Annotated in this window: 16 protein-coding genes; 6 read left to right on the forward strand and 10 right to left on the reverse strand. The window is 46.0% G+C overall.

Annotated elements, in window-relative coordinates:
- Positions 1 to 224 precede the first annotated feature (224 nt).
- The gene (locus tag KY305_RS07825) at positions 225 to 1,094 is read right to left on the reverse strand and encodes an SDR family oxidoreductase (RefSeq protein WP_223062056.1); all 870 of its coding nucleotides are present in this window, start codon (positions 1,092 to 1,094) and stop codon (positions 225 to 227) included.
- A gap of 78 nt (positions 1,095 to 1,172) precedes the next feature.
- A complete protein-coding gene (locus KY305_RS07830) occupies positions 1,173 to 2,276 on the reverse strand; it encodes a citrate synthase/methylcitrate synthase (RefSeq protein WP_223062057.1) in 1,104 nt (367 codons plus the stop codon).
- A 109-nt stretch (positions 2,277 to 2,385) separates the two neighbouring features.
- On the opposite strand from KY305_RS07830, the gene KY305_RS07835 reads away from it, so the two are divergent.
- Positions 2,386 to 3,261 carry a transcriptional regulator CitR gene (locus KY305_RS07835; protein ID WP_223062058.1) on the forward strand — a complete coding sequence of 292 codons (876 nt, stop codon included), beginning with the start codon at positions 2,386 to 2,388 and terminating at the stop codon, positions 3,259 to 3,261.
- 68 nt (positions 3,262 to 3,329) lie between these two features.
- Here the strand turns inward: KY305_RS07835 and KY305_RS07840 are convergent, their stop codons facing one another.
- Positions 3,330 to 4,163 (reverse strand): C40 family peptidase, encoded by an 834-nt coding sequence (locus KY305_RS07840; protein ID WP_223062059.1) that lies wholly within the window; start codon positions 4,161 to 4,163, stop codon positions 3,330 to 3,332.
- Positions 4,164 to 4,624: 461 nt separating this feature from the next.
- Between KY305_RS07840 and KY305_RS07845 the strand changes: the two genes are divergently transcribed.
- Entirely contained in the window at positions 4,625 to 6,004 is a 1,380-nt protein-coding gene (locus KY305_RS07845) for an alkaline phosphatase PhoA (RefSeq protein ID WP_223062060.1), read from the forward strand.
- Positions 6,005 to 6,040: 36 nt separating this feature from the next.
- Here the strand turns inward: KY305_RS07845 and KY305_RS07850 are convergent, their stop codons facing one another.
- A complete protein-coding gene (locus tag KY305_RS07850) occupies positions 6,041 to 7,447 on the reverse strand; it encodes a SpoVR family protein (protein ID WP_223062061.1) in 1,407 nt (468 codons plus the stop codon).
- 169 nt (positions 7,448 to 7,616) lie between these two features.
- Here KY305_RS07850 and KY305_RS07855 point away from each other — a divergent pair, with 169 nt between their 5' ends.
- From KY305_RS07855 to lytF, 3 genes are all read left to right on the forward strand, one after another.
- Positions 7,617 to 9,131, forward strand: coding sequence for a mechanosensitive ion channel (locus KY305_RS07855; protein WP_223062062.1), 1,515 nt, complete (start codon positions 7,617 to 7,619; stop codon positions 9,129 to 9,131).
- Between the two features lie 123 nt (positions 9,132 to 9,254).
- Positions 9,255 to 9,689, forward strand: a complete 435-nt coding sequence (nsrR, locus tag KY305_RS07860; protein ID WP_223062063.1) for a nitric oxide-sensing transcriptional repressor NsrR — start codon at positions 9,255 to 9,257, stop codon at positions 9,687 to 9,689.
- Positions 9,690 to 9,877: 188 nt separating this feature from the next.
- The gene (gene lytF / locus KY305_RS07865) at positions 9,878 to 11,314 is read left to right on the forward strand and encodes a peptidoglycan endopeptidase LytF (protein ID WP_223062064.1); all 1,437 of its coding nucleotides are present in this window, start codon (positions 9,878 to 9,880) and stop codon (positions 11,312 to 11,314) included.
- Between the two features lie 43 nt (positions 11,315 to 11,357).
- Here lytF and KY305_RS07870 read toward each other — a convergent pair whose 3' ends face one another.
- A complete protein-coding gene (locus tag KY305_RS07870) occupies positions 11,358 to 11,681 on the reverse strand; it encodes a DUF3889 domain-containing protein (protein ID WP_223062065.1) in 324 nt (107 codons plus the stop codon).
- Positions 11,682 to 11,874: 193 nt separating this feature from the next.
- Here KY305_RS07870 and KY305_RS07875 point away from each other — a divergent pair, with 193 nt between their 5' ends.
- Entirely contained in the window at positions 11,875 to 12,117 is a 243-nt protein-coding gene (locus KY305_RS07875; RefSeq protein WP_223062066.1) for a YhdB family protein, read from the forward strand.
- Positions 12,118 to 12,131: 14 nt separating this feature from the next.
- Here KY305_RS07875 and KY305_RS07880 read toward each other — a convergent pair whose 3' ends face one another.
- From KY305_RS07880 to glpD, 5 genes are all read right to left on the reverse strand, one after another.
- Positions 12,132 to 12,656: an NADPH-dependent FMN reductase gene (locus KY305_RS07880; protein WP_223062067.1), complete on the reverse strand. Its 525-nt coding sequence runs from the start codon at positions 12,654 to 12,656 to the stop codon at positions 12,132 to 12,134.
- Positions 12,653 to 13,297 (reverse strand): response regulator, encoded by a 645-nt coding sequence (locus KY305_RS07885; RefSeq protein ID WP_223062068.1) that lies wholly within the window; start codon positions 13,295 to 13,297, stop codon positions 12,653 to 12,655. The genes KY305_RS07880 and KY305_RS07885 overlap by 4 nt, the downstream gene beginning before the upstream one ends.
- Positions 13,294 to 14,433 carry a GAF domain-containing sensor histidine kinase gene (locus KY305_RS07890; RefSeq protein ID WP_223062069.1) on the reverse strand — a complete coding sequence of 380 codons (1,140 nt, stop codon included), beginning with the start codon at positions 14,431 to 14,433 and terminating at the stop codon, positions 13,294 to 13,296. Before KY305_RS07890 ends, KY305_RS07885 begins: the two co-directional genes overlap by 4 nt.
- Before the next feature lie 145 nt (positions 14,434 to 14,578).
- A complete protein-coding gene (locus tag KY305_RS07895; RefSeq protein ID WP_223062070.1) occupies positions 14,579 to 16,321 on the reverse strand; it encodes a phospho-sugar mutase in 1,743 nt (580 codons plus the stop codon).
- A gap of 132 nt (positions 16,322 to 16,453) precedes the next feature.
- Complete coding sequence (gene glpD / locus KY305_RS07900) at positions 16,454 to 18,121, reverse strand: glycerol-3-phosphate dehydrogenase (RefSeq protein ID WP_223062071.1); 1,668 nt, start codon at positions 18,119 to 18,121, stop codon at positions 16,454 to 16,456.
- Positions 18,122 to 18,260 lie beyond the last annotated feature (139 nt).

Consider the following 18,260-nt stretch of genomic DNA (forward strand, 5'->3'; position numbering starts at 1 on the left):
AAAAATGAAAACAACTTTTTTGAAAATTCTATATTTTATACATCGTCAGTCAAATTACCATAATAAACCCCTATATCATGATCATAAGGTTGACGGGCTTTTGTCAAACGGAGGGAGATTATGAACTGACAATTATCAATTTCCAAATTATATGTATCTTACCTTTCAAACAATAAAACATCCCGCACTCTGAGAGAATGCGGGATGTTTCTTACAAGTGATAATCAAGTTGAAATAAACCGTCCTCCGTTGACATGGATGGTCTGCCCCGTCATATAAGAGGATTCGTCTGAGGCCAAGAGTACATATGCTCCCGCGTGTTCTGCAGGCTGTCCCGGCCTTCCCATCGGCGTGTCCAAGCCGTGCTTTTCCACCTTTTCTTTTGTAAACGTGGCCGGAATCAGCGCGGTCCAGATCGGGCCCGGCGCCACCGCGTTCACTCTGATTCCCTGATCAGCTAAAGACATTGCCATAGAACGCGTAAAGGAAACGATTCCGCCTTTCGTACAGGAATAATCTATCAATGAAGTATCTCCTTGATAAGCGGTAATAGAGGTTGTGTTAATTATGGCGCTCCCTTTTTGCAAATGCGGCAATACGGCTTTTGTCATATGGAACATTGAAAACATGTTCGTCCGGAACGTCTTCTCCAGCTGCTCTGTCGTGATATCGAGTATTCCGTTTTGCGGGTGCTGTTCAGCCGCGTTGTTCACTAAAATATCAATTTTCCCATAATGATCTATGACTTGCCGGACTGCCTTTTGGCAATGCGACTCATCACCGACGTCTCCCGGAATTAACAGGCACTCAGCCTGCTCTTTTTCTGCCCGCTTCTTCGTTCTCTCGGCATCGGAATGCTCGTCGAGATACAGGATGGCAAGGTTTGCTCCCTCTTTCGCATAAGCGATCGCGGCGGCTGCGCCGATGCCGCTGTCTCCTCCTGTGATAAGAGCGACTTTGCCTTTTAATTTTCCGGAACCTTTATAATCCTGGTCCTCCAATAACGGCTTCGGGTCCATTTTCGACTCAGTGCCCGGCTGGCGGTCCTGTCCCTGCGGTTTTTGTCCTTCCTTTTGTCTGTCCATCGGATTCATTTTCTCACTCTCCTGCAAATGGTGTTAATGAACGATACCACGCCATGTGCGGAGTTAAACAGACAAATATGCCCCTGATTACAGCTGCTGGGCCGCTTTGGGAAATGCACCGGTATATTTTGCAGACGGTCTGAAAATCATGTTGTTTGAGGCCTGTTCAAGCACATGGGCGCACCAGCCGGCCATGCGGCTCGCCGAAAACGTCGGGGTAAACAAAGCATCGTCAAAACGAATCGCCTTCATCACCGCAGCCGCGTAAAATTCTACATTGGTGTACAGTTTGCGGCCCGGCTTATACTTTTCTAATAAGCGGACGGCTTCCTGTTCCACATGCAGCGCCAAATCGAGCGATCTGTCATTGCCAGCCACCTCTTCAGCCTTTATGCGCAGCGCTTCCGCACGCGGGTCTTTTGTTTTATATACTCTGTGGCCGAAGCCCATGAGACGCTCCCCCCGCTCCAGCTTGGCTGTCAAATACGCTTCTGCATTCTCTTTTTCTCCGATATCCTCAAGCATTTTCGTTACACCTGAAGGCGCTCCTCCGTGCAGCGGCCCTTTCATCGTGCCGAGCGCGGAAGTTACCGCAGATACCAAGTCGGATTCAGTGGAGACGGTGACTCTCGCTGAAAAAGTAGACGCATTCATGCCGTGCTCCATCGCCAATATCATATACGTCTCAAGCGCCTTTTTCTGTGCTTCTGCCGGCCGTTTGCCAGTCAGCATGTATAAATAATTTTCTACATGTCCGTATTGAGAGTTCGGCGCTATCGCTTCTTCTCCTTTTAACCGCCTGTTTCTGTAAGCGATGATTGTCGGTGTGACGGCAATCAGCCGGATGGCTTCTTCCGGCCGGGGCGGATACGCAAAAGAATCTGTGCCTAATGCTGAAATGGCAGTCCTCAGCACCGCCATATCGTCCATATGGTTCGGAAGTGTTTCCAGTAAATCGATGATACGCTTCGGCAGCGTGCGTTCTGCCGTCAGCTTCTCCTGAAAGTCCAGTAATTCGCGCGCATCCGGAAGCGTTCCATATAAAATGAGATACGCTGCTTCTTCAAAGCTGGATTGCAGCGCAATATCCTTCGCCTCAAATCCGCGATATATTAAATGCCCCTTTTCTCCGTCAATGTGGCTGATTGCCGTTTCTGCACAAGTAATCCCTTTTAATCCATGATGTATCAATGTGATTCCCCCTCATCCTCTTTCTGTTATTATAGTAGATATAATATTTAAAAAATAATGAATATTTTTAAGGGAATTAATTAAAACTTTTAATCAGAGGAGAGCATTTATGGATTTCAAATGGCTTCACACCTTTGTGACCGCGGCGAAATATGAGAATTTCAGAAAAACGGCGGAAACGCTTTTTTTATCTCAGCCGACCGTCACCGTTCACATTAAGTTATTAGAGAAAGAAATCAGCTGCAAGCTGTTTCAGCGAAGCGGCAGAAAAATACAATTGACAGAGGAAGGAAAGGCATATGTACCGTTTGCCATGAGGCTGCTTGAGGATTATGAAAACAGCATGGCAGAGCTGCACAGGGTGCGTCAAGGCTACTCGCAAACCTTAACGCTCGCTGTGTCGCCGCTTATCGCCGACACCATTCTACCGTCTGTGATGAAGCGTTATACGGCCGCCAATGAAGAAACCGAAATGACCGTAACGATTTACGAATCTGAGGAAATCGCAGCTCAAATCAAGACAGGCTCAGCCGATATCGGCTTGAGCTGTTTAAAGGTGCAATCGGCCTCCCTCACATGCCGTTCTCTGTATCATGACCCCGTTGTGCTTGTCGCGCCCCCTGAGCAAAAACGTAAAACCGGGAAGGAGGCTGATGTCAAAGATCTGCTCGGACACTACCTGCTGCTCACCCATAACCACCCCGATTACTGGGATGATTTGCTCCGCCAGGTCAGAATACAGTTCCCCTTTGTCAGGACGATGAAGGTTACGCAGACGCACATTACAAAGCGATTTATCAAAGAAGGGCTGGGCGTCTCGTTCCTGCCGCTGTCAACAGTAAAAGCTGAACTCGCGGCAGGCAGGATGATTGAAATCCCATGTAACTTTGCCCAGATGCCGAGAGCCGGAGCATACGCCATCGCCCTGCATGAAAATGAGAAAAAGAAAACCTTTTTAGACTTTTTATCGCATTTTCACTTTTAAGAGAAACCAATAAGGGCGTACGCCGTCTAATAAAAAAACCCGTTCTGATGAACGGGTTTTCATAGCTGTTAGAATCTTTTCGCGCCCAAGTAGCGAGGCTTCCAATAGCTGTTATTGAGATCGCTTGTCGCAACGCCGTCAGAACCGGCATGGATGAACTTGTTGTTTCCAATGTAGACACCCATGTGAGACGGGCCTGCCTGATATGTTGTAAAGAAGACGAAGTCACCTGGTGACGGGCTTGAAACGCTTTTCATTGAGCTCCAGTATCCTGCAGTGCTTGTTCTTCCGACACTCGTCTGTTTGTTGAGCAAGTACCAGATAAATCCGCTGCAGTCAAAGCCGGACGGCGTTGTTCCGCCCCATACATACGGCGTTCCCATCAATGATTTCGCATCAGAAATCAGCTTGTTGACATTTAGCTTCGTTTGAGCCGTATTGCCGTTTGATGAAGAAGACGGTTTAGATGGTTTAGACGGTGAAACCGTTGACGAACCGGAGCTTGACCCTTTTACTTTAAGAACCTGTCCGATGCGGATAAGGTCTGTTTTTAAACCGTTTAAGCTTTTTAATTGATTTACAGTCATGCTGTATTTATTCGAAATTTTCCAAAGACTGTCGCCTTTCACTACTTTATATGTAGATGATGATGAACTGCTGCTTGAACTTGAGCCGGATGAAGAAGATTTACCGTTAATTGATAACGTTTGTCCTATGTAAATAATATCCGATTTTAGTTTGTTTTCTGATTTAATGGTATTAATTGACGTTCCGTATTGATGTGAAAGTCCCCATAATGTATCGCCTTTTTTTACCTTAATGCTTTGTGCAGACGCCGCTCCCGCAAACAAAGTAGACCCCAGAACCACTGCTGTTGTTGCTGTAACAAGTTGCTTTTTCATGTTTTCCTCCCCAAATTCATCTATCTATTTTATAATCTCTTTTTTCAAGTTTTTATCTGTTTTCTATTATAAGGGTCAATTTCCACTAGAAATAGACTTGACTTCACGTGACAAATTTCTTACTAATTCGTTTATAAAAAAAGTTTTTAAGGGTATTAAATATTTCAATTTGATTTCAAACGTGACGAAATACGAGCTGTTTTGTCATGTTTTTTTCCTGCGGTCTATTTTTTTTGGAAAAAAGAAGAACTCCCATTAACAGATTCATCCTTGTAAAAAAATCCCGCCATTTTTTCATAAAAGATGAATGGTTTCCGCTGTTGCATGAAAAAATAACAGCACACCGGGATTTACATTTCTAACAAATGTTTCACTTGAAATTTACAGCATCGACGGCCGCCCTTTACAAACATCCCCTACCATAAAACATGCAGAACATGATTAAAGGAGGACAAGTGAGAATGAGTCTATTTAAACAGGTTAAATCAAAGCTTTTGCCGGCGGCAGCCGTGTCTGTGCTGACAGCGGGTCTGATTGCGGGAGCGGGGTTTCAGCATTCAGAGCAGGCAGCTGCTAAAAAACAAAAAGACACAAACGAAATCAGAAACGTCATCTTCATGATCGGCGACGGGATGGGCGCACCATATATGAACGCCTACCGTTCGGTCATCAACAAAGGCAAACCGGCGGACGGTATGAAGCTGACGGCATTCGACCCAAATCTCACCGGCATGATGATGACTTATCCTGACGATCCTGATTCCAACATCACCGATTCTGCGGCAGCCGGAACGGCAATGGCCACAGGCGTGAAAACCTACAACGCTGCCATCGGCATGAATAAAAAAGGACAGCGCGTCAAATCAGTCCTTGAGGAAGCGAAACAGCGGGGCAAATCCACAGGTCTTGTGGCAACGTCAGAAATTGCCCACGCCACTCCGGCTGCATTCGGAGCCCATAACAAATCAAGAAAAAACATGAATGAAATCGCAAGCAGTTATATTGATGATCGAATCAACGGAAAACCGAAAGTGGATGTATTGCTCGGCGGCGGAAAAACAAATTTCATCCGGAAAGACCGCAATGTGACAAAAGACTTCAAAAAAGCGGGTTTCAGCTATGTCACCTCAAAACAAGAGCTGAAAAAAGACCGCAATAAGAAGATTCTCGGCCTGTTTGCCGACGGCGGACTCGACAAAGCTTTAGACCGCACGAGCGAGACGCCTTCATTAGAAGATATGACAAATTCAGCTATCGACAGGCTGAACACGAACAAAAAAGGATTTTTCTTAATGGTGGAAGGCAGCCAGATTGACTGGGCCGGACATGACAATGATGTTGTCGGAGCGATGAGCGAAATGAAGGATTTCGAAAAAGCATATAAAGCAGCTATCGCGTTTGCCAAAAAAGACAAGCACACCCTTGTCATCGCAACGGCAGACCACACGACAGGCGGATTTACCGTTGGAGCGAACGGCGAGAAAAATTGGCATGTTGAACCGATTTTGGCTGCGAAAAAGACACCGGCATTTATGGCTGATCAAATCAAAGCCGGAAAATCGGTCTCTTCCGTGCTCACTAAGTATACCAAGCTGAAATGGTCAAAGGATGAAATCAAGCAGATCGAAACGGCGGCGAAGCAGGACCCTGATAAAGGCGCCTACAAAGCGATCATTAAGCTCTTTAATACGAAAACCAACAGCGGCTGGACAAGCGGCGACCATACCGGGGAAGAAGTGCCCGTTTACGCATACGGCCCCGGAAAAGAAGCATTTACCGGCCTTCTGAACAACACGGATCAGGCGAAAAACATATTTAACATCTTAAAAAACGGCAAATAAAAAAAAGGATGCGGGTTTCCCTGCATCCTTTCTTCTTTACATATATCTGCGGTGCACTCCTTTTCCGTCATAAGAGAACATGACTTCCTTTTCCTCAAGAACGGATTCAATGTGCACGCTTCTTCCCCACAGCTGATACAGGTACGGCAGCACCTTCTCCAAATACTTCAGATCCAGCTCAATTCCTTCGTACCAATGCTTAATATAGAGCTCATTATTTTTCAAGTAGTCGCCGTCATTGACGGTCAAGTACGGAAATCCTCCGTTCACCCGCATATTGACGAGCTGGTCGCGCACAGCCTTCCACTCTTTGTCGATAATCTTATAGTCCCGGCCCTGTTTTTGGAATAAATAAAGGTCCTCGCGTAGCACGAGGTCTTTGGTCAAGTAATTACGGATGAACGAAATATCAGATTCGATTTCCCTGACTTCAAACATTTTCTCGCGTCCGGACCCGGGCTTTACCCCCACTTTTTTCATTTCTTCTGTCGGTTTGTTATACCGCTCCTCAATATCTTCAAAAATTTTAAGTCCTAAATAATACGGATTAATTCCCGTTTTCGACGGCTGAACGACGCCGGCATTCAGCTTCGCAAATTCGATTGCTTCATCTGACGTCAATTCAAGCTCCCGGATGATCCGCTGATGCCAATATGAGGCCCAGCCCTCGTTCATGATTTTCGTTTCCAGCTGCGGCCAGAAATACAGCATTTCTTCTCTCATCATTGTTAAAATATCACGCTGCCACGGTTCAAGTTCCCGCGAATGCTTTTCGATAAAAAGCAGAATATCCTTTTCCGGGCGGGGCGGAAACGCCTTTTTCCCTTTTTTCTTTTTTATTTGCTTCGGCTTATCCATATCCCATAAATCATCGTACGGCGAGGAAACGGCGTCCTCCTCGTCATCCTCATCATCATCGACGCTCCACAACAGCTTCGGCCTGACTAAGGACGGATCGATATGCTCCTGAATCGCCAGGATGGCGTCTAAAAAGGATTCCACCTCTTTTATCCCGTGAATTCTTTCATAATGTTTAATCCGTTCAGCCGTCGCCGCCATGCTTTCGACCATGTCCTGCTTCGTATTTTGAAAGCGGCAGTTATTTTTGAAAAAATCACAATGAGCCAGAACGTGGGCGACAATTAATTTATTTTGGATCAGCGAATTGCTGTCCAGCAAAAAAGCGTAGCAAGGGTCCGAATTAATGACCAGCTCATAAATTTTACTCAAACCGAGATCATAGTGAAGCTTCATCTTGTGAAATTGTTTGCCGAAGCTCCAATGGCTGAATCTCGTCGGCATGCCGTACGCACCGAATGTATAAATAATCTCAGCCGGACAAATTTCATATCTCATCGGGTAGAAATCAAGGCCGAATCCCTTTGCAATCTCGGTTATTTCCTCAATTGCCCGCTGTAAACCCTTTTTCTCCTCCGCGTTCAACCGAATCCCCCCTACTTGGACTTATTTATAATGTATGACCCCGCCTGTCAAAAGATGAAATAATAGACCGGTTTCCATCTGAAATTCTTTCGGCACATCCGCCCCGTTTGCTTTATATGTGAGTGGGTAAAACACACACCATACCACATAAAGTAAAGGAGAGATTCTATTGAATACAGCAGACATGCTTACTTCGTATCTCAGTAAATTGCCGAATTTAATCATTGCGCTTCTCGTCCTGCTGATCGGCTGGGGCATTGCCAAAATCATTGAAAAAGCCGTGTACAAGGGGCTGCAAAAAACAAAAATCGATGACAAGCTGTTTGCGGAAAAAAAACCTTCCCGCTATTCATCCGAAAAAGTGATCAGCAAGGTCATTTATTTTATCGCATTGATTATCGTTTTTATTCTGTTCTTTAATATTCTGCACCTGACAATAGTGGCTTCTCCGTTTGTCAGCATGCTCTCAGCCATAACGGCGGCTGTGCCGAGCGTTTTAAAAGCTGGTTTGATTCTCTTATTGGGATGGGCGGCTGCTTCGCTTTTCAGCTATTTCGTCAAAAAAGCGGGCATGAAGCTTGCCAACAACGGCCGGCTCAGAAAATGGAACATAGTTTCAGAAGAAAAAAGTGTCAGCCAATCGGTTATGGCTGCCTCCCGAATCGTTTTCTATCTCGTATTGCTCGTCTTTTTGCCAGGTGTCTTATCCGCTCTGCAAATCAGCGGGATATCAGAACCGTTTACAAGCATGATTCAAAACGTACTGTCTTTCTTGCCTAAATTATTTGCCGCGGCCCTGATTGTATTAATCGGCTGGCTGGTTGCCCGGCTTGTCCGTGATATCATCACAAATTTCCTTGCAAGCATCGGAACTGAAAGACTTGCCGCGCGAATGGGCCTTGCCATTTACCTAAAGGATACAAGCCTTTCAGCAATCATCGGAACCATCGCATACGTGCTGATTTTAATCCCGGCTGTCATTTCAGCGCTTGACCGGCTCGATGTCGCCGGAATTTCTGAACCGGCCGTTGCCATGCTGAATACGGTCTTTACAATGCTTCCGAATATCATCATCGGCATTGTTCTTATCCTCGCCGGCATCTGGATCGGAAAATGGGTGAACAGTATCGTAACAGGGCTCTTGCACCGCGCCGGCTTTAACTCTCTTCTCGGGAAAATGGGACTTGAAGCGGCGGACTCGGCGAAGCTCTCGCTTTCTCAGGCTGTCGGGGTGATCGCGCAGATTATCATTATCCTTCTCTTTACCGCGGAGGCTTTGCAAATCGTTCATCTGGAATTTCTCGTCGTCATCGCAACAGGCATTATCGCTTACCTGCCTAATGTCCTTGCAGCGGTATTTATCGTCGGGATCGGGCTTTTGGCCGGACAGCTTGTTAAAAGGCTGCTTGCAAGCATTATAAAAGGCAGAGAGTTTAATTTTCTGGCGCCGCTTGCGAAATATACCATTATAACGCTTTCCTTCTTTATGGCGCTTGATCAGCTCGGGGTCGCCGACACGATTGTGAATTCGGCGTTTATTCTCATCCTGGGCGGTTTCGCTCTTGCGTTCGGACTTTCATTCGGACTTGGAGGAAAAGAGTTCGCTTCCCGTTATTTAGCAAAATTGAACCGCAAAATTGAAAAACATCAATCAGATCATCATCAAAAACCGCCAATGTCTTAACCAAAAAACGTGTGCTCACGGGCGCACGTTTTTTTATGGGAGCCGGAATTCCTTTTTTTTCATTTTAGATTCATATATGATAAAATGTAACAGAAGCAAAATCTCTTATTTCGAGGTCATTCTATGAAATTAACAAATTACACCGATTATTCTTTAAGAGTTTTGATTTTTTTGGCTTCCAGACATTCCGAAGAGCTTTCAAACATAAAACAAATTGCTGAAACATACTCAATTTCCAAAAATCATCTTATGAAAGTGATTTATCGTCTCGGCCAGCTCGGTTACGTGGAAACCATCCGCGGCCGGGGAGGCGGAATTCGATTAGGAATGGCGCCGGAAGACATAAACATTGGAGAGGTCGTCAGAAAAACAGAAGACGACTTTAACATCGTAGAATGCTTTGATTCCCAAAAAAATCTCTGTATCATATCTCCCGCCTGCAACTTGAAGAATTTGCTGAATGAAGCCCTCTCATCTTATCTTGCCGTTTTAGATAAATATACATTAAGAGACCTGGTTAAAAATAAAGAGGAGATTATGAGACTGCTAAGAAGCTGAAGGAATGCCCGCATTCCTTCTTTTTTTTTATGCCTTACGTAAGAAAAAAGGCCTAATTCTCTCAAATCGATAAACGATCAGCAGACACGAGCCGATATTAAGGTTATCATTACTGTTGTCTTCACCTTGCGGAGCAGATATCGGGTGACGGAGACAGGAAAATCATCGCAGGAAAAGGGAGATTTACTATGAAAAAAAAATTGGCAGTCGGTTTGACTGCATCTGCGATTGTCGGGTCTGCATTAACTGTAACACCGGCAGAAGCACAGACCATTAAAGTAAAAAGCGGAGATTCTTTATGGAAGCTTGCCCAAAACTACAACACAAGCGTGGATGCGATTACATCAGCCAATCATCTGAAATCCACCGTTCTTTCCATCGGGCAGACACTCACCGTTCCAAACGGCAAATCCGGTACGGGCAGCTCTTCTTCGTCTTCTAAAACAACCAGTACGACTAAGAGCGTTTATACGGTAAAAAGCGGAGATTCGCTGTGGCTGATTGCAAACGATTTTAAAATGTCCGTGCAGGAGCTGAAAAAACTGAACGGGCTGACAAGCGATTTAATTCGCGCCGGTCAAAAATTACAAGTGTCCGGAAAGGTTTCCTCAAGTACAGAGCAGACGAAAAACAATTCCGGCAGCAGTTCGAATAATAACAGCTCAAAAAACTCATCGTCTTCAGGAACGTACAAAGTAAAACTCGGCGATTCACTTTGGAAAATCGCAAACAGCGTCAATATGACCATTGCAGAATTAAAGGTATTAAACAATTTAAAAACAGATACTATCTACGTAAATCAGGTCTTAAAAACGAAAGGAACGGCTTCGTCAGGAAATAAGCCGTCCAACAACAACAATTCAAATAATAACCAGACGCAAACGTCAACCTATACGGTAAAAAGCGGGGACTCACTCTGGAAGATCGCAAACGCATACAACATGACGGTTCAGCAAATCAGAACCAACAATCATTTAACATCGGACGTGCTTCAAGTCGGACAAGTGCTTAAGCTGGCAAAGACATCCTCTTCCGGTTCTTCGTCAACTCCGAGCAATTCCGAAGACACAGGGAAAACGACTACATACACGGTGAAAAGCGGGGATTCTTTATGGGTGATCGCCCAAAAATTCAATGTGACCGCCCAGCAGATCCGTGAGAAAAACAATTTGAAAACAGATGTGCTTCAAGTCGGACAAAAGCTGACGATTACCGGCCAGTCAACATCTTCAACACCAAACAATCCCGGCGGCACCGGCTCAACGAGCGCTAAAATCAACACGATGATCAGTGCCGCGAAAGCACAATTGGGCGTGCCGTATGTTTGGGGCGGAACGACACCGAGAGGCTTTGACTGCAGCGGGTTCATTTATTACGTTCTGAATAAAGTCACTTCCGTATCCAGACTGTCAGCCGCGGGCTATTGGAATACGATGTCATCTGTCAGCCAGCCGGCCGTCGGGGACTTTGTCTTCTATTCCACTTACAAAGCAGGCCCGTCTCATGTCGGAATTTATCTCGGAAACGGACAGTTTATTAATGCCAATGATTCGGGAGTCGTTATTTCCAACATGGACAATTCATATTGGAAACAGCGCTACCTTGGCGCAAAACGTTTCTTCTGATATTTATAAAGCTGTACGGCCATATAAGGCCGTGCAGCTTTTTTTACAGACGAAATATATTTATGCTGATGACGTGTCTTGTCACCGGGTGAAAATACACTTCGGCCCGGGAGGAAAATGTTTCAGCCTTCGTTTTTACCGTTACCCGAAATACGTCTTTTGTCTGTTCCCGATTCACCTTTGTACGCCCCATATAGGAATAATCCGAAAGCTTCGCGCCTTTATATTCACGCTTAAGCTGATTCCAGGCGAGATGCTCCCACTTTTCCACTGAATCATTGAGGTGCTCCGTATGTCCTTTTTCAGCGATTGAAACGATTAAAATGCCGCAAAACAGAAGGGCAAGCGCAAATGGAAGGGATTTCATCTGTATGTTCTCCTGATTCATTATTTGTTTTCTTAGCGTTTCCAAAAGCGCAAAAAGCATGCACATTTTATTTTATGTCTCCCTCATATTGCTATGCCGCTGTTCATGCGGTCACCAACTTTTCCCCGGCGCATCCCGGCCTGATCGGCATAAACTAATCACGAACTTCTCACCGGAAAGGAGAAGCGAAAAGATGGATCATGCTGATTATAATAAAGCTCTGTATTACACACATCGATCCCAATGGGATAACTTATTAATTCTGATGGTGCGCACAAAAGATGATTTATTATCAAAACGAATCGAGCACTTTCTGCATGCGTATCATTTTGAACTCGATAACGCGGTGCTCGAAAAAGAACTGTATTCACTCCTCGGCTATATTGACCATGCGGCAGAATTGGCGTATGAAGATCAATTAGCCCTCCTGACATAAAAAAAATCCCGGCTTTACACGCCGGGATTTATTGCTTTTGCGAACATTTGTAATTCTTCCATCATTTCTTTAATACTGACCGCCATATCCTCTGTAACGGTTTGATGTTCAAGATCAATATGTACAGGATCTAAAATGAGCTGCTTCGGAATCACATTTGCATACACGCCCCGCATAACCGTGCGCATATTTGTCAATGCGTTCATTCCGCCTTTTCCGCCGCCGGCTGCTGCAAGTATCGCAACGGGTTTATATTTCAATTGTTCACTGCTTAGGAAATCAATCGCGTTTTTTAAAGCTCCGCTCATGCCGCTATGGTATTCAGGAGATAATAAAACCACAGCAGACGACTCTTTTACGCGCTGTCTGAGCTCCTTAACCGATTGCAGTTCGGCCTGTTTTTCTTCGCCATTATAAAGCGGCAGTCCGTTTTCGCTCAGATCGATAAAATCCGTATGGAAACGGTCTCTGATATACGAAGCCGCGATTCTTGTCCTGCCTTGTTTTCTCGGAGTGCCGCTTATCACTAAAATACTCATTTTTCCATCTCTCCATATAAGTTATTTTTCACAGCAAACAAAGCAGCCTGCGTCCTGTCTGACAGATCCAGTTTTGAAAGTAAGTTGGACACATGAGTTTTGACTGTTTTTTCAGAAATAAACAGGGATGAAGCAATTTCCTTGTTGCTTTTTCCGCCCGCTATTTCCTTCAGAACGTCTTTTTCCCGGCGCGTCAGCTGATAATATTTTTCTTTATCCTGATCATCCTGCCTCATATGTGTCAGCACGTGGGGCATAATATCCGCCGAAAGCTGATAACGGCCGGAATACACTTGGCGAAGCGTTCTCACTAAATCATCGGGCTGCGCGTCTTTCAGCTGATACGCCTTGGCGCCTGCTTTAAGAGCCGGAATGACATGCTGCTGGTCAGAATAGCTTGTCAGCACAACAATGCTGATGTCCGGAAACCGTTCTGAAGCGATCCTCGCCGCTTCAATGCCGTCCATATCCGGCATTGATAAATCCATTAAGATAATGTCCGGCTTTGTTTCTTGAGCAGCTTGAAGAGCTTCGGCTCCGGTAGACGCCTCGCCGACAACTTCAATATCCTCTTGTGTGGCAAAGAAAAAACGAAGTCCCTTGCGGACAACGTGATGATCATCGGCTATCACAATTTTCATCGTTTCGCCCTCCTTTTGCCGTCAAGCGGAAGTTTGACGGAGACAATGGTGCCCGCGCCAAGCTCAGACAGCAGCGTAAAACGGCCGCCGCATGCTTCAGCGCGCGCTTTCATCCCGGCAATGCCGAGTGACGGCAGCCCGGCATGCGAATCAATGCTGAAGCCTGTGCCTTGATCTGCAATTTTAAGCTCTGCGTATTCCGCTTCCTCCGCCACAGAAATAGAAACCCATTCCGTTCCTGCATGCTTTTTACAATTATTCAGCGCCTCTTGGGCAATTCTCCACAGCGCATGTTCCTGTTCATCGGTAATCGGCGGGACATCGGCCCTTTCACAGTGTGCTTGTAAGCCGATGAGAACGGCATAGCTTTTGATTGACTCACTGAGCCCTTTTGAAAGACTTTCAGGCCGCAGCTGCCAGATCAGCGCCCTCATTTCCGCTAATGCGTCCTGAGACAGCTCTTGGATGAAAGCGATCATCTGCCGTAGCCGTTCGTCATCCGTCAACGTTTTGGCCGCTTTTGCCGTTAAGCTGACGGAAAACAGCATCTGATTGACGGAATCATGCAGCTCTTGCGCAAGGCGGCTGCGTTCCATCAAAAGCGCATGCTGCTGTTCAAATTCAGCGAGTTTCATCCGCTGGATCGCCGTCCCGATTTGAAAAGCGACAGCCTCAAGGAGATGAAGCTCCTCCTCATTAAAAAACGTCTTCCCGCCGGACGCGACATTTAATAAACCGAATCTCCGGTCGCCGTCTTCAAGCGGGACGGTCGCGTGATGGGTAATGCCCTCCGTGTCATATGAATTCGCCTGTTTCGCTAATTCAATCCGTTTACAATTCATAATGTTTGCCGCTTTTGTTAATCCCCCGTTGCTGAATTTAGTGAGACAATAGCAGTCCCCGCTGCACATCAGCACGTTTTCCCGCTGGCTGAGGGCGGGCGGCAAATAAGCGGATGCAGCCAGTGTATAGGGTCCATCCGCCTCAATGAGAAAAATCCAGCCTGATTGAAGGCCGGTCAGGCTGAGCAGTTCACGCAGCACTTCATTAAGTGTTTCTTTCAGGTCATGACCTTGATTTAAAGTTTCCGCGATCGCTTTTAATGTTTTTAATTTCTCCACCGATGTTTTGCTCAAACTCTCTCACTCCGGCCCATAAGAATTATCTACATTATAACAGTTATTTTCAAAATATTCCCTCGTTTGCAGGATGATTTTTTCTCAGCCTTTTGGATGAGACGCAACAAAAAATCCGCCGGCTGAGATTCCGGCGGATTGTGCTTTACTTTGTTTGTTCCGCGATGCTTTCTACCGTTTTCATGACGGCTTCAGATAACGCTATCAGACGCTGTTCGCTGTCTTGTAAAGATGTTCCTTTCACGGCAAAATAAAATTTAACTTTAGGCTCTGTTCCTGATGGACGAAGACAGAACCAAGAGCCGTCTTCAAGGAAATATTTCAGGACGTTTGATTTCGGCAGGTCAATGTCCTCTTCTTTTTGTTCAGCAAATACAGTTCGTTTTCCGACGGAATAATCCTCGGCTTGCGTGATCTGTTTTCCTGCCATTTGTTCCGGCGGGTCATTTCTGAAAGACGTTAAGATAGCGGCAATCTGTTCGGCGCCCTGCTTTCCTTTTAACGTCAGAGATTTCAGGCCTTCTCGGTAATATCCGTACTCCTCAAAGATTGCCTGCAGCGCGTCATAAAGCGACATTCCCTGTTTTTTATAGAAGGCGCACACTTCAACTGCCATCAGAGCGGCCTGAATCGCATCTTTGTCACGCGCAAAATCGCCGATTAAGTAGCCATAGCTTTCTTCATACCCGAATTGAAACGTGTACTGGCCGGACTTTTCATATTCTTTGATTTTTTCGCCGATAAATTTAAAGCCGGTTAATGTATCAATTGTGTCCAGTCCGAAAGAAGATGCGACTGCGCGGCCGAGTTCGCTGGTCACAATCGTTTTAAGAACAACGCCGTTATCAGGAAGCGTTCCTTTCTTTTTCTTCTCGGAAAGAAGGTAATGCATGAAAAGCGCACCTGTCTGGTTGCCTGTCAGGACCGTGTACTTGCCTTCATTGTTTTTCACGGCAATACCGAGGCGGTCGGCATCCGGATCTGTTGCGACCAGAATGTCAGCGTTCTGCTCTTCACCAAGCTTGATTGCATATTCAAATGCCGCGTGCTCCTCCGGGTTAGGCGATGGGACGGTTGAGAAATTCGGATCAGGAAGCTCTTGTTCTTTTACGACGGTGACGCGTTTGTAACCGAGTGCTTCGAGTCCGCGGCGAACCGGTTTATTCGCCGTACCGTGCAGCGGGGTGAAAACCACGCTTACGTCCACTTCATCGGCAAGCTCGGGATGAACGGAAATAGAAGTCAGTTTTTCCGTGTAAGCCTTATCAATCTCTTCACCGATCATGGTAATTAAGCCTTTTTCCTTCAGCGCCTGTTCGTTCTCAACGTGAATGGCCAATTCGTTTTCGATGGCATTCACCTCACTGATAACGATGTCCGCTTCGCTCGGCGGCAGCTGCCCGCCGTCGTCACCGTATACTTTATAGCCGTTATATTCAGGCGGATTATGGCTGGCTGTCACGACAATACCCGCAAAGGCGTTCAGCTTTCTGACTGCAAAAGACAGCTCAGGCGTCGGGCGGAGCTCATCAAAAACGTACGTTTGAATGCCTTGGGAGGCCAGTGTTTTCGCCGCTTCCATCGCAAATTCAGGCGATTTATGGCGGGAATCATAAGCGATTGCGACGCCTCTTTTTTTCGCTTCCTCTCCCTGCTTTACGATATACGCAGCAAGTCCGGCGGAAGCTTTGCGGACCGTATAGATATTCATCCGGTTCGTTCCCGGGCCGATTTCTCCGCGCATGCCTCCCGTTCCGAACTCAAGGTTTTTGTAGAAAAAGTCTTCCAGCATCTGCTCGTTTCCTTCTGCATCTGCTAATAATTTTTTCAATTCAGAATCTAAATGTTCGCTCTGTTTCCAGCGTTCGTAGCTCTTACTCCAACTCATGTTCGTCCTCCTATAATTTCAGCTTATGACCATATTTTAATATGAAGCGGCTGTCCGTGTCACTTGAAAACATTGTATCGCTGTTCTATGTAAAAGAAGGGCTTATGCCTTTTCGGCACAGCCCTCTGATAATTATTGTTCGAGCGGTACAACTGCATCATGCAGCAGCGTGTTTAACTGCTCTGTGTGTTTCGCTTTCGTTTTTTCATCCCATTGGAAACGGTCGCTCATGTAATCAATCACAGCCGTTTTATGTGCTTCAACCCATTGAATATCGAAGTAAAGTCTGCCCGTTCTGCGGACGAAGAAATCAGCAGGTGTTGCGGCCATCTCTTCTTCAATGCTGTATGCAGCCTCTGCCAAAATGTGAACCGGCATCTGGCGTTTTACTGCTTCGTCAGTCAGGCCTTCAATCCGGCTGAATACATTTTCTACGTTAGAACCGTATCTGATGGCTAACTGCTTCGCATTTTGTTCTGATAAACCGATCTTCACGCCTTCTTTTGTCTTCGCTTCCACAAATGACTCGAAGTTTTTGGAGCCGCCGACATGCCCTCCGGAAATCGGCATCGTCTTCGTTTTACAAGCGCCGAAGTCCTGGCCGCCCTCTTCTTTTAAACGCTCACTGACAAGGTTGACAATGTGCTCAGCCATTTTTCTGTATCCCGTCAGTTTTCCTCCGGCGATCGTGATCAAACCTGATTGAGATGTCCAGATCTCGTCTTTACGTGAAATCTCTGAAGGATCTTTTCCTTCCTCGTGAATCAGCGGTCGAAGCCCCGCCCAGCTTGATTCAATATCATCCGCTGTAATATTCAGCTCAGGGAACATATAATTGATTGAGTTTACGACATAGTCGCGATCCTGCACCGTCATGCGCGGATGCTCAAGCGCTTGCTTGTAAACCGTATCTGTCGTACCCACGTATGTTTTTCCTTCGCGCGGAATGGCAAATACCATCCGGCCGTCAGGCGTATCAAAGTACACCGCCTGTTTAAGCGGGAATACGGATTGGTCGAATACAAGATGGACGCCTTTTGTATGCTGGAGATGCTTTCCGTTTTTGCTGTGGTCTTTTTCTCTCAGCTGGTCGACCCACGGACCTGTCGCATTGACGACTTTTTTAGCGTAAATGTTATATTCCTTGCCGGTCAGCATATCTTCAATTAAAACACCGACAACTTTCCCTTTTTCGTACAGAAGCTCTTTCACTTTAGAATAGTTGACCGGCTCTGCTCCGAATTTTACGGCTTCTTTCATAACTTCAATTGTCAGTCTCGCATCGTCTGTCCGGTACTCAACGTAGTAACCGCCGCCTTTTAAGCCGTCTTTTTTAACGAGCGGCTCTTTTTGGAGCGTTTCTTTTGCAGACAGCATGCTTCTGCGTTCTGATTTTTTTACGCCGGCCAGAAAGTCATATACTCTTAAGCCGATGGACGTTGAGAATGAACCGAAAGTGCCGCCTTTATGGAACGGAAGCAGCATCCATTCCGGAGTCGTGACGTGCGGGCCGTTTTCGTATACGATTGCCCGTTCCTTACCGACTTCTGCGACCATTTTCACTTCAAATTGTTTCAAATACCGTAATCCGCCATGGACAAGCTTTGTGGATCGGCTTGATGTGCCGGCCGCAAAGTCCTGCATTTCGCTCAGTGCGACTTTCATTCCTCTTGAAGCGGCGTCAAGCGCAGTACCTGCACCTGTAATCCCTCCGCCTATAATAAACAGATCATATGTTTTTTTTGTCATGTCTTCCAGCATATTATCCCGTTCAAGACTTGAAAATTGATGATTCATCATTACGTTTCCTCCTTGTTGTCACGGTATAGGAAAAAGAGACCACAACAGCCAAAGCGCATGTCATCACTTTGGTGCTGTGGTCTCTCCTCATCTCAGGACCGTTCCTATTAACTTGTTTTCAGTATACCACACTTACGCC

This window comes from Bacillus sp. YC2, assembly GCF_019891195.1.
In the GTDB taxonomy this organism is placed as follows: Bacteria; Bacillota; Bacilli; order Bacillales; family Bacillaceae; genus Bacillus.

Bases quoted from the DNA above. Each gene is read 5' to 3' on its own strand.
- KY305_RS07880 (WP_223062067.1), bottom strand. From the start codon at position 12,656: ATGAGTATTTTAGTGATAAGCGGCACTCCGAGAAAACAAGGCAGGACA.
- KY305_RS07835 (WP_223062058.1), top strand. From the start codon at position 2,386: ATGGATTTCAAATGGCTTCACACCTTTGTGACCGCGGCGAAATATGAG.
- KY305_RS07870 (WP_223062065.1), bottom strand. From the start codon at position 11,681: ATGAAATCCCTTCCATTTGCGCTTGCCCTTCTGTTTTGCGGCATTTTA.
- KY305_RS07895 (WP_223062070.1), bottom strand. From the start codon at position 16,321: ATGAGTTGGAGTAAGAGCTACGAACGCTGGAAACAGAGCGAACATTTA.
- nsrR (WP_223062063.1), top strand. From the start codon at position 9,255: ATGAAATTAACAAATTACACCGATTATTCTTTAAGAGTTTTGATTTTT.
- KY305_RS07885 (WP_223062068.1), bottom strand. From the start codon at position 13,297: ATGAAAATTGTGATAGCCGATGATCATCACGTTGTCCGCAAGGGACTT.
- lytF (WP_223062064.1), top strand. From the start codon at position 9,878: ATGAAAAAAAAATTGGCAGTCGGTTTGACTGCATCTGCGATTGTCGGG.
- KY305_RS07825 (WP_223062056.1), bottom strand. From the start codon at position 1,094: ATGAATCCGATGGACAGACAAAAGGAAGGACAAAAACCGCAGGGACAG.
- glpD (WP_223062071.1), bottom strand. From the start codon at position 18,121: ATGATGAATCATCAATTTTCAAGTCTTGAACGGGATAATATGCTGGAA.
- KY305_RS07840 (WP_223062059.1), bottom strand. From the start codon at position 4,163: ATGAAAAAGCAACTTGTTACAGCAACAACAGCAGTGGTTCTGGGGTCT.
- KY305_RS07845 (WP_223062060.1), top strand. From the start codon at position 4,625: ATGAGTCTATTTAAACAGGTTAAATCAAAGCTTTTGCCGGCGGCAGCC.
- KY305_RS07875 (WP_223062066.1), top strand. From the start codon at position 11,875: ATGGATCATGCTGATTATAATAAAGCTCTGTATTACACACATCGATCC.